This is a genomic window from Micromonospora sp. NPDC004540 (assembly GCF_040610095.1).
Classification (GTDB): domain Bacteria; phylum Actinomycetota; class Actinomycetes; order Mycobacteriales; family Micromonosporaceae; genus Micromonospora.
In genome coordinates this window covers 1-8,875 of sequence record NZ_JBEXLR010000157.1, presented here as the reverse complement: position 1 = coordinate 8,875, position 8,875 = coordinate 1, and the positions used below count along the sequence as shown (strand labels likewise).

7 protein-coding genes are annotated in these 8,875 nt (G+C 76.7%); 1 reads left to right on the top strand and 6 read right to left on the bottom strand.

Going from position 1 to position 8,875, the window contains the following annotated elements:
• Window positions 1-102: 102 nt before the first annotated feature.
• From ABZV78_RS30430 to ABZV78_RS30410, 5 genes are all read right to left on the bottom strand, one after another.
• Window positions 103-3,831: a S8 family serine peptidase gene (locus tag ABZV78_RS30430; protein ID WP_355644123.1), complete on the bottom strand. Its 3,729-nt coding sequence runs from the start codon at window positions 3,829-3,831 to the stop codon at window positions 103-105.
• Window positions 3,832-4,561: 730 nt separating this feature from the next.
• Complete coding sequence (locus ABZV78_RS30425) at window positions 4,562-5,446, bottom strand: NAD kinase (protein WP_355644122.1); 885 nt, start codon at window positions 5,444-5,446, stop codon at window positions 4,562-4,564.
• Window positions 5,443-6,297, bottom strand: coding sequence for a TlyA family RNA methyltransferase (locus ABZV78_RS30420; protein WP_355644121.1), 855 nt, complete (start codon window positions 6,295-6,297; stop codon window positions 5,443-5,445). Before ABZV78_RS30420 ends, ABZV78_RS30425 begins: the two co-directional genes overlap by 4 nt.
• A gap of 24 nt (window positions 6,298-6,321) precedes the next feature.
• Window positions 6,322-6,579 (bottom strand): hypothetical protein, encoded by a 258-nt coding sequence (locus ABZV78_RS30415; protein ID WP_355644119.1) that lies wholly within the window; start codon window positions 6,577-6,579, stop codon window positions 6,322-6,324.
• Window positions 6,576-7,214, bottom strand: coding sequence for a hypothetical protein (locus ABZV78_RS30410; protein ID WP_355644117.1), 639 nt, complete (start codon window positions 7,212-7,214; stop codon window positions 6,576-6,578). The genes ABZV78_RS30415 and ABZV78_RS30410 overlap by 4 nt, the downstream gene beginning before the upstream one ends.
• A gap of 112 nt (window positions 7,215-7,326) precedes the next feature.
• Here ABZV78_RS30410 and ABZV78_RS30405 point away from each other — a divergent pair, with 112 nt between their 5' ends.
• Window positions 7,327-7,662 carry an SCP2 sterol-binding domain-containing protein gene (locus tag ABZV78_RS30405; RefSeq protein ID WP_355644116.1) on the top strand — a complete coding sequence of 112 codons (336 nt, stop codon included), beginning with the start codon at window positions 7,327-7,329 and terminating at the stop codon, window positions 7,660-7,662.
• Between the two features lie 9 nt (window positions 7,663-7,671).
• On the opposite strand, the gene ABZV78_RS30400 is transcribed toward ABZV78_RS30405, so the two are convergent.
• The gene (locus ABZV78_RS30400) at window positions 7,672-8,667 is read right to left on the bottom strand and encodes an HAD-IIA family hydrolase (protein ID WP_355644125.1); all 996 of its coding nucleotides are present in this window, start codon (window positions 8,665-8,667) and stop codon (window positions 7,672-7,674) included.
• Between the last annotated feature and the right edge of the window lie 208 nt (window positions 8,668-8,875).

Sequence of the window (8,875 nt, the reverse complement as noted above, 5' to 3'; positions counted from 1 at the left end):
CCGGTCGCAGCGGATGTCCACCTTCTGGTTGAAGTACGAGTAGACGCCCAGCCCCCACGCCTCGTGCTCGCGCACGTGGTCGGCGCGCCCCGCCCGCCCCGCTCAGCGCAGCCCGTACGCGTCCAGCACGGTCTGCTCGACGGTGTTCCCGGCGCGGTCCCGGGCGTGCGTGCGCAGCGACACCGTGCCGTGCCCGGCCGGCACCACGGCGGTGAACCGGGTACCCGAGCCCTGCACCGGCACCGCCCGCCAGCTCCGCCCGCCGTCGAACGACACCTCGACCCGGACGGTGCCGCCGGTCGGCGCCGGCAGGCCCGCCGGCTGGCGCAGGGTCAGCTCGAGCCGGTGCGGCCGACCGCCGGCCACCTCGCCGCGTAGGTCGGCCGGGACCCCGTAGTCGACCTGGAGCAGCGGCAGCGGCCGGGCGGCGTCACCGGCCGGACGCGCCGAGGTGAACTCCCACGCCGTCTCGGTGCGGGTGGACCGCCGCCACTCCTCCGAGGAGCGCTCGGTGGTCAGGTCCAGCCGGTAGCGGGCCGCACCCGAGGTGGTCGGCACCGGCGCCCAGCCGCTGGAGAGGTCAGCGATCTGCTGTCCGTCCCGGCTCAGCCGGCGCTCGACGGTGTCCTGCTCCTCGCCCCAGCCGGCCGGGGCGTAGTGGCCGTCCGCGTCGACGAACTCGACCACCCGCAGGTCCAGGGTGTCGCCGGTACGCGTCGGCACCGGCGCTCCGCCGCTCGCCGGCACGGCCGGCCGGACCACCGGGGCGTGCCAGGTCTCGGTGACCCGGTCGTCGGCGGCGTACCGCCGCGGCTGCTCGGTGAGCCCGCCGAGCAGCGGCCCCCAGGACCAGGTGAGTCGGTGCAGCACCCGCTGCTGCCACCAGGAGTCCCCGGCGCTGACGAACTCCTGCCGGGTGGTGCCGGTACGCACCATCCGCTGGTCGTCGTTCCAGGAGTACTCCTGCCAGGGGCGCCAGCCGAACCGCTGCTCACTGGCCCAGTCGGACCCGCCGGTGTCGGCGTAGCGGGCGGTCACCTCGGCGGTGTTGTCCGCCGTCACCCGGTGCACGATCCGCTCCGGGACCCGCCCCTTCGACACCTGCCACACGTCGTACAGGTAGGGGCTGTCCACGGTCAGCGTCACGTCCAGGGTCGCCCGGCCGCGCTTCGCCGCCGCGATCATCGGCTGTCCGTCGTCGTACGCGACCACCAGCGACGGGATCGCCAACCGATCGCCGTCCGGGCGCCAGACCGTCCACGCGCTGCGGTCCGCCGGGCGGACGATGAGCACCATGGCGGCGCCGGCCGCCGTGGCGTCGGCGATCTGGTCCTCCTCGGCGCGGTCGTAGCTGCCGGCCACCAGCGCGGCCGCACCTCGGACCCCGGCCCGGGCCAGCTCGGCGGCGGTGCCGTCGCCCGCCCAGACCAGCGGGAGCTTCCGCCGGCCCGCCGGAGCCGGCGACTGGCCCAGCAGGTTGATGTCCAGCGGACCGGAGACGTTGCTGACCTGGGCGTCCACCATGGGCGCGACCAGCTGCCAGCGGGAGGCGAACTCGAACTCGCCCCGGCTCACCGGCCGCGTCGGGGTGACGTTGACCTGCTGGGTCGTGCTGAAGTTCATGACGCCGTGGTCGACCTGCCGCCCGTTGCCGAAGACCCGGTGCTCATAGAAGCTGATCACCGCGCGCTGCTCGGTCGGCTTCGGCGTCTCGATCCGCACCGGGGTGCCCTTGCGCGGGTCGAGGACCACCGTGAGGTCGCGATCCACCATGAGCTCGGGGTCGGTGACCAGGGTGATCTGCTCGTCCAGCGGGGCGCCGTGCTCGATCAGCCCCTCGAGCAGGTACGGGCCCTCCTCGACCTGCACCTGCACCTCGTTCGGGATCCAACCGAGGTGGTCCGACTCGGAGTGCTCGCCGAAGAGGGTGAACACCGACGCCAGGCCGGGCTGGCCGGCCATGTCCAGCGCGCGCAGGGTGACGGTGTGGATCGGGCCGCTGAGGGTGAGCCCGACGGCCGTCCGCGCCGCGACGCCGTCCGCGCCGGTGGCCACCAGCCACCCGCCGTGCACTCCCCGGTCCAGCTTCGCCGGGTCGGCGTGCAGCGGGACGGCCACGCTGCCGCCGGCCGGCACGGTCACCTCGGTGGCGTCGAGCGACACCCCGTCGGTCTCCGCCGCACCGGTGTCCAGGTTGCGCACCTCCAGGGCCAGGTGCAGGGCCTGCGGGGAGGACGTGCCGTTGGTGTACGTCACGGTCCGCTCCGCCACGGCACCGCCGGTGTTCACCCGGCCGAAGTCGGCGGTGGCCGAGCCGTACACCCGCTGGCTCAGCGCGCGGGCCACGTCCACCCGGCCGCCGCCCTGCTCGAAGACGGTCAGCGCGGGGTTCGCCTTCGTCGTGCTGACCAGCGCGTCCTTGAGCTTCCCGGCGGTCCAGTCCGGGTGCTCCTGGGCGAGGATCGCCGCCGCGCCGGCCACGTGCGGGGTCGCCATCGACGTACCGGACGCCCGCGTGTACGCCTCGTCCACCGGCGTACCCATGGTGGTGCCCGAGGCGCGGGCCGCGACGATGCCGACACCCGGCGCGGTGATCTCCGGCTTCAGGCCGTTGTCGCCGATCCGGGGGCCGCGGCTGGAGAAGTCGGCCAGGTTGTCGTCGCGGTCCACCGCCCCGACGGTGAGGGCGGCGCCGGCCGCGCCCGGCGACCCGACCGTACCCGGAGCACCCTCGTTACCGGCGGCGATCACGAAGAGCGTGCCGGTCTCGGCGCTGAGGTCGTTGACCGCCTGGCTCATCGGGTCGGTGCCGTCGGTGGCCGGGCCGCCGAGGCTCATGCTGACCACCTTCGCGCCGGAGTGGGCGGCCCACTCCATGCCCGCGATGATGGACGAGTCGTAGCCGCGGCCGCCGTCGTCCAGCACCTTGCCGACCAGCAGCTGCGCGCCGGGCGCGACGCCCTTGCGCAGCCCGTCGGACGCGGCGCCGCTGCCGGCGATGGTGGAGGCCACGTGGGTGCCGTGGCCGTGGCCGTCCCGGGCGCTGCCGCTGCCGGTGAAGTCCTGCGCCTCGGCGATCCGACCGGCCAGGTCGGGGTGGCCGGCGTCGACGCCGGTGTCGAGCACCGCCACCCGGACGCCGTTACCGTCCCGGCCGGCCGCCCAGGCCGCCGGGGCGCCGATCTGCGGCACGCTGCGCTCCAGGTCCGCGTGGACCCGCCCGTCCAGCCAGACACGGGCGATGCCGGCGCCGAGCCGGGGCACGCCGGCGGTGGTCCGGGCCTCCGGCGTGCCCCGCAGCGTGGTCCACAGGCCGCCGAGGTCGCCCTTGCCGACCCGCAGCGCCGCGCCGTTGATGCTCTCCAGCGGCCGGGCGGCGGTCGCGCCGGCGAGCGGCCGGACCCGGCCGGCGGCAGGCTGCTGGTAGCGGACGATCAGTGGCAACGCGCCCTGCGCGGCGTCGCCGTACCCGTCCGCGACCAGCTCCTGCACGTCGAACAGGTCGGCGTCGAGCACCCCGGCGGAGACGTACGGCACGACGTCGCTGGGCAGCACCCGCAGCCCGCCGTCGGCCTCCACGGTGTGGAAGGTGATCCGCTCCCGGCCGGGGCCGGGACGGACCGTGGCGGCGATCCGGCCCGGCGCGGCCGGGGCGAGGTCGACCTGGTCGCCCGTGATCAGGGTGATGCGGACGGGTGCGGCGCCCGGGGCGGGCGCGGCCGGGCTCGGGCCGGCGGGCGGGGCGGGCGGGTCGGCGGACGCCGGTGCGGCGAGTCCGACCACCAACGCGCCGACCGCGCCGGCGGCGAGCCAGCGTGGGGACCGGTGCATGCGATGGGCTCCTCTGCTCGGGGGCCGGCCTCCGGGGGGGATGGAGGCCGGCCGTCCGGAGTCTGCGACGGAGATCATCGGTCGGTCACTAGGTACGCCGCGCCGCACCGGCGACATGTCGCCAGGTGGACACGGGGCGACCGCGGTCGGACCACCGGATGTCGGGCGGATTGCCGTGGGCGACGCGGCCCGTGGCACGCCGGTCAGGCACGCTGACCGGGGCGGGCCGAAGGCGGGGGTGCCGGAACGTGTGCGTCGCCGCCCGGTTCGTGAGCCGCCGTTTCCTCCGACGGCGGCTCGCCGATCCGGCCGACCCGACCGGGGTCGAAACCCGGCCGGGCGCGGCTCGCCGTCCGCCCGCCGCGGCCGGCCGCGACTCCTCCGGCACCCCGACCGTCGTGGACCCGACCACCCCCTGGCCAGGGCCACGACCGCCGGACCGCGCGGTCCGGGCGGACACGGGCCTCACCGCCCCGCCCGGACTCCACCTCGGCGCAGCCCGAACGCCCCGATCGCCGTCCCTCGGGGACGGCGTTGCCGGCCCCGACGAACCCGCCGCCACACTGGCGGGACCCGCCCGCCCAGCCCGGTGCCGGCGACCGACGCCGGGACCCGGCGCGGCGTGCCGTCGTCGGGGAAGGACTCCTACCGTAACCCGGCCGCGGCCGGACCCGGGTACGCCGAACGGGCCGACGCGGGGTCGGCCCGACGGTCTTCGCTGAGCCGTCGGTCAGCGACGGCTGCCGCGCCAGCCCTGCACGGGCAGGTCGAACTTGGCCACCAGCCGATCGGTGAACGGCCGCGCCCGGAGCCGGACGATGCGCACCGGCAGCGCGCCCCGGCGCACGGTGACCCGGGCGCCCGGAGGCAGGTCGTAGACCCGCCGGCCGTCGCAGCAGAGCACCGCCAGGGTGGTGAACGGGTCCACGGTGATCGCGAAGGTGGACGTCGGCGCGGTGACCAGGGGGCGGCTGAACAGCGCGTGCGCGCTGATCGGCACCAGCAGCAGCGCCTCCACCTCCGGCCAGACCACCGGCCCGCCCCCGGAGAACGCGTACGCGGTGGAGCCGGTGGGGGTCGCGCAGACCACGCCGTCGCAGCCGTAGCGGGACAGCGGCCGGCCGTCCACGTCGACGAGCAGCTCCAGCATCTGGGCCCGCTCGCCCTTCTCCACGCTGATCTCGTTCAGCGCCCACGACTCGATGGTCGGGCCGCCCTCGAACTCGGCGGTGACGTCGAGGGTGAGCCGTTCGTCCACGGTGTAGTTGCGCCCGACCACGTCGCGCACCGCGCTGTCCAGGTCGTCGATCTCCGCCTCGGCGAGGAAACCCACCTTGCCGAGGTTGATCCCGAGCAGCGGCGCCTTGGCCGGGCGGGCCAGCTCGGCGGCGCGCAGGAAGGTGCCGTCCCCGCCCAGCGCGAAGACGATCTCCGCGCCCTCGGCGGCCTCCGGGCCGGTCACCGGCACCACGCCGGGCAGGTCCAGGTCGTCGGCCTCCTCGGCGACCACCCGCACCTCGAAACCGGCCGCGATGAGGTCGGCCGCCACCGCGCGGGCGTGCTCGGTGCTGCGCCGACGCCCCGTGTGCGTCACCAGCAGAGCGGTCCGGCTCACCCGGACACCTCCTCAGTCGTGGCCTCCGGCCCGGCGGCCGGAAATCCCTGCGGGCCGGCGGCCACCACCGCGCGCACCCGGTCGGGGTCCGCGGCGGGCGCGTCCCGGCGTAACCATACGAAGAACTCCACGTTGCCGCTCGGCCCGGGCAGCGGGCTGGCGGCCACACCGGCCAGGCCCAGCTCGAGCCGCGCGGCCGCGGCGGCCACGTCGAGCACGGCCTCGGCGCGCAGCTCCGGATCGCGGACCACCCCGCCCGCGCCGACCCGCTCCTTGCCGACCTCGAACTGCGGCTTCACCATCAGCGCCAGGTCGCCGTCGGGCCGCGTGCAGCCGGCCAGCGCGGGCAGCACCAGCCGCAGCGAGATGAACGACAGGTCGGCCACCGTCAGGTCGACCGGGCCGCCGATCGCCTCCGGCGTGAGGGTACGCACGTTGGTGCGCTCGAAGACCTGCACCCGCTCGTCGTTCCGCAGCGACCAGGCGAGCTGCCCGTAGCCGACGTCGACGGCCACCACCTCGGCGGCGTCGGCGCGCAGCAGCACGTCGGTGAAGCCGCCGGTGGAGGCGCCGGCGTCCAGGCAGCGCCGGCTGGCCACGGTCAGCCCGCCGGGGGTGAACGCGGCGAGCGCGCCGGCCAGCTTGTGGCCGCCCCGGGAGACGTACTCCGCGGCCGGGTCCTCGCCGGTGACCAGCAGCGGGTCGGCCGGGTCGACCATCGCGGCGGCCTTGCGGGCCGGCACCCCGCGGAGCTGGACGCGACCGGCCTCCACCAGCGCGGCGGCCTGCTCACGGGAGCGGGCCAGGCCGCGGCGGACGAGTTCGGCATCCAGCCGGGTACGACGTGCCATCGGTGGTTCTTCCCCCGCCTCTCCTCAGGCCTGGTCGATGCTGGCCAGGGTCTCGCGCAGCGTCTCGTACGCCGCCTCGTACTGGGCGATCTGGTCCGCCGGGGAGAGCCCCTCGGCGTTGATCATGGCTTGCACGGCGGCGTCCACGGCCGGGTGCCGCGCCTCGCCGACCTCCTCGACCGGCGCCGGCCGTACGCCCGGGGGCGGGCCGGGCCGGGGACCGGCCGGCGGCGGCCCTGGGCGTGGGCCGGACGGCGGGCCGGGACGGAAGGGCGCGGTCACGAGTCGGCACCGCCGGCCGGCTTGCGGCCGCCGGCCTTCTTCGCCGGGCGCACCGGTGCGGCCGGCGACTCCTCGGCCGGGGTCCGCGCGACGGTGGCGGCCGGCTTCTTCGCGATCGCCTTCTTCGCCACGGCCTTCTTCGCGACCGCCTTGGTCCGCGCGGGCACGGGGGGCGCCGAGACCGGCGCCTCGGCGGCCGGCGCGGCCGGCTCGGCGGTCGACTCCCCGGAGGGCGTCACCTCGCCGGCGCCCGCGGTCTCGGCGGCCGCGCCGAGGCCGCCCGCCGCGCGCGGGGCGGCGGCCTCCGGAGCGGGCGCCTCCGGCACGCCGGTGGCCCTGGCCTCGCGCAGCCGCCGCTCCAGGTCGTGCACCCGGCGGGTCAGCTCGGCGACCTCGTCGGAGGTGGCCAGCCCGACCGCGCCCAGCGCGCGGTCCACCTCGAAGCGGACCAGCTTGGTCAGCGCCTCCCGGTTCGCCAGGCCGGTGGAGACCAGCTCCTCGGCGAGCGACTGGAGCTGGGCGGCGGTCGCGCCGCCCTGGCCGACGACGCGCTTCACGGCGTCCTGGGCCTTCTTCCGGGGCGCCTCCGTCAGGCCCATGGCCAGCTCGAGGTAGGCGCGCCACGCGTCCTGCATGCCTGAGTCCTTCCGCGGGGCGGGGTGTGCAGGTGTCACGCTACCGGGCGCCCCGGACGCCCCATTGCGGTACGGTGCCGGGAAACGGCGTGGCGCGTGGTGAGGAGACGATGTGGCCAGCGTGGACGAGTGCCGGCAGGCGTTGCAGGACCTGGCCGCCCGACTGGACCGGCACGCCGAAGCGCAGGAGAAGATCGACCTCGACCGCACCCTCGCCTGCCGCATCACCGACCTGGACACCGCGTTCCACGGGCGCATCGAGGGCGGCCGGCTGGTCGACCTGGCCGACGGCGACGACCCGAAGGCGAAGATCGCGCTGAGCACCAGCAGCGACGACCTGGTCGCGCTGGTGTACGGTCAGCTCGACATCATGAAGGCGGTGGGCTCCCGGCGGGTGTCCGTCAAGGCCAACCCGTTCGACCTGATGAAGCTCCGCAAACTGCTCTGAGCGGGCCGGTCAGTCCGCCAGGCCGAGCACGGCCAGGGCCTCCGCCGCCGCGTCGGACGCCGGCCGCACCCGCGGGCCGGCCGCCGTCGACCAGGCCACCGCGCAGAGCGCCGCGAGGGCGTCCAACGGGCGTCCCGCGCCGTCGAGGGCGAGCCCGGCGTCGGTCGCCGTCACCGACCAGCCGCCGGCGTCCGCCGCGCCCGGCACCCGCACCACGGCCGCCGGGTCGAAGAGCCCGGCCAGGTCCAAGGAGACGTACGCGGGCCGGCGCGACTCGGGCGCGGCCAGCAGCTCGGCCACGTCGCTGACGCCGGTCAGCACCAGCAGGCTGTCCAGGCCGGCCCGGCGGGCGCCCTCGATGTCGGTGTCCAGCCGGTCGCCGACCACCAGGGTCCGCCCCGCGCCGGCGCGGCGGGCGGCGGTGGCGAACAGCGCCGGCTCCGGCTTGCCCACCACCACGTCGGGATCCCGCTCCAGCGCGGTGCGCAGCACCGCCACCAGCGAGCCGTTGCCGGGGAGCGGGCCGCGCGGGCTGGGCAGGGTGCGGTCGGTGTTGGTGGCGTACCAGGGCGCGCCCGCCCGCACCGCCAACGACGCCTCGGCCAGGTCGGACCAGCCGACCTGCGGACCGTATCCCTGGGCCACGGCGGCGGGCTCCTCGTCCACCGTCGACACCGGGCGCAGGCCCACGGCACGCAACTCCGCGCGCAGGGCCTCCGCGCCGACCACCAGCACCGGCGCGCCGGCGGGCAGCCGGTCCCGCAGCAGCTCGGCGGTGGCGGCCGCGGAGGTGAGCACCTCCTCCGGCCCGGCCGGCACACCCATGCCGGTGAGCAGGTCGGCCACCTCGCTGGAGCGGCGCGAGGCGTTGTTCGTCGCGTACGCGACCGCGCGCCCCTCGGCGTGCAGCCTGCCGACCGCCTCGACCGCGCCGGGGATCGGCCGGTCGATCAGGTAGATCACCCCGTCCAGGTCGAAGACGACCAGGGCGTACCCGTCGACCAGCCGGCCGTCCGTTCCGGCCCGGTCGCGTTCCCCGCGATCCGGGCCGGAACCCGCGTCCCCGGCGCTATCGGTCACCGGCGCTCCGACTCCGGCGCCCCGTCGTCCGTCGCGTCCCCGCCCCGGGTGTCCGGGCCGGCGGCGTCGACGGCGGCGGCGCGGGTGTCGGCGGCGAGCGAGCGCGCCTCCGCGTCGGTCAGCTCGTCGTCGC